We start from the raw sequence: 2444 nt of genomic DNA, 5'->3' as shown, positions 1-2444 counted from the left end.
CTACACCGGCACGGACTATCGTCCGGTGAAGTCGATTGCGGCTGCGTCGGTGACCGGCCACGGCACCAACGTGATCCAGGGCCTTGCGATCTCGATGGAGGCGACCGCGCTGCCCGCGATCGTCATCATCGCCGGCATCCTCGTCACCTACAGCCTTGCCGGCCTGTTCGGCATTGCGATCGCGACGGCCACCATGCTGGCGCTGGCCGGCATGATCGTCGCGCTCGACGCCTTCGGTCCGGTGACGGACAACGCCGGCGGCATCGCCGAGATGGCGGGTCTGCCGAAAGAGGTGCGCAAGTCGACCGACGCGCTCGACGCGGTCGGCAACACCACCAAGGCGGTCACCAAGGGTTACGCGATCGGCTCGGCCGGCCTCGGTGCGCTCGTGCTGTTCGCGGCCTACAACCAGGACCTCAAGTTCTTCGTTGCGGACTCCGCGCATCACACCTACTTCGCCGGCGTCAATCCGGACTTCTCGCTGAACAATCCCTATGTGGTGGTGGGCCTCCTGTTCGGTGGTCTGCTGCCGTACCTGTTCGGCGCGATGGGCATGACGGCGGTGGGCCGTGCGGCGAGCGCGATCGTCGAGGAGGTGCGGCGTCAGTTCCGCGAGAAGCCGGGCATCATGCAGGGCACCGACAAGCCGGACTACGGCAAGGCGGTCGACCTGCTGACCAAGGCGGCGATCAAGGAGATGATCATCCCCTCGCTGCTGCCGGTGTTGTCGCCGATCGTCGTCTACTTCCTGATCTACGCGATCGCCGGAGGCGGTACGGCCGGCAAGTCTGCGGCGTTCTCGGCGGTCGGCGCGATGCTGCTCGGCGTGATCGTGACGGGCCTGTTCGTCGCGATCTCCATGACCTCGGGCGGCGGCGCCTGGGACAACGCCAAGAAGTACATCGAGGATGGCCATTACGGCGGCAAGGGCAGTGATGCCCACAAGTCCGCCGTCACCGGCGACACCGTCGGCGATCCCTACAAGGACACGGCCGGCCCCGCGGTGAACCCGATGATCAAGATCACCAACATCGTGGCGCTCTTGCTGCTGGCGATCCTGGCGCACTGAGGCAAGCCATCACCTGAAATGAAGACCCCCGYGGCGTAGGTCGCGGGGGTCTTGTTTTGCGTGCGGCCAAGCGCCGTCCGGTGCGTCATCGAACAATGGAACCCGGCCCGGAGCGGCGCCGATTAAGTCAAAAATCGCCTCGTTCAGGAACGGAGACTGGACGTCTGCACGTCCCCAGCGTGTGCCGTATTTAAGGTTGCTTAACCGGCCGCCCTCTAGAAATACGAGAGGTTATCGGCGGCATTCAGCCAGTTCTCGCTGCTGACGCGTGAATCCTCTCACATCGTGCGGTGCGAGACGCGCTCTCGGCGTCCAGTTGCCTGCCGGCTGCAAAAGGAGGTTCCGTTGCCTGCGCTGCCGATGAACGAGATTTTGCGCGCGCTGATAGCGCACCCGGACGTGGCCGATGCTGTGCTCAGCCTCGAGCGGAGCCACGACGGCCGCCAGTTCGAGATCGCGTTCGTCGCGATCGATCCCGATCGTCTGAGCGCCGGCAAGTCGAGCCATCTTCAGGCCGAGACAGATCGGAGAGTTGCGCAATGGCGTCGGGCGTTCGATCAAGCCTATCGTCACGACGCTGACGGTCTTGTGCCCYCGTTCGTAGGCTGGACCAGCAACTTCACCAACAAACCCATTCCCGAGCCCGAAATGGTTGATTGGCTGGATCGCACGATCCAGCGCATTCGTGCGCTCGGTGCAAGGCGGGTACTCGAAATCGGATGTGGAGTCGGGCTACTCGTCGAAAAGCTCGCGCCGGGGTGCGACGTGTATTGCGGGACCGACCTTTCGCCGGTCGCCGTTCACCGGTTGCGCGTGTTTGCGCAGTCGAGGCCTGAGCTTCGGCATGTCGAATTTCTCGAGCGGGAAGCCGCGGATTTGGGAAGTCTGTCGCCGCATTCGTTCGACGCGGTGGTGCTCAACTCGGTCGTGCAATATTTTCCCCGCATCGAATATCTGCAAACAGTCCTGGAACGAGCCGTCAATCTGGTCGCTCCTGGAGGTCATATTTTTGTCGGGGATGTTCGCAACCTCGAGCTGCTGCGCGCGTTCCATCGCGAGGTTCAGGCCGCGAAAGCAGCGCCGGGAGCAACGGACGCATCGCTCGAGCGCAAGATTTTCCTGGCGATCGCCCAGGAGCGCGAACTGGTCATCGACCCCAACTATTTTCAGGGCATCTCGGAAGCCATCCCGCAGATAGGGGCCGCGAAAATCCTGCTCAAGCAGGGATCAAGCTATGAACTGACCCGCTATCGCTACGACGTGGTGCTGCGTGTCGATCACAAGGCCGTTTCAGCTTGCGCCGACTGCTACCGTCTCGTGCCGGACATGAAGCACTGGGCGAGCGAGGGCCGGCCGCTGGCAACCGATCCGATGG

At 63.4% G+C, this 2444-nt stretch carries 2 protein-coding genes; both read left to right on the top strand.

The genetic code is table 11. From position 1 onward, the window contains the following. The coding region (locus AC1D00_RS36605) for a sodium/proton-translocating pyrophosphatase (protein WP_477014021.1) at positions 1 to 1069 on the top strand (1069 nt) is incomplete at its 5' end. Between the two features lie 345 nt (positions 1070 to 1414). Then, the coding region (locus AC1D00_RS36600; RefSeq protein ID WP_477014020.1) for a class I SAM-dependent methyltransferase at positions 1415 to 2444 on the top strand (1030 nt) is incomplete at its 3' end.

The organism is Bradyrhizobium sp. P2_E8, from assembly GCF_056403875.1.
The sequence above is the reverse complement of the archived record's forward strand: the minus strand, read 5'-3'. Positions and strand labels throughout refer to the sequence as shown.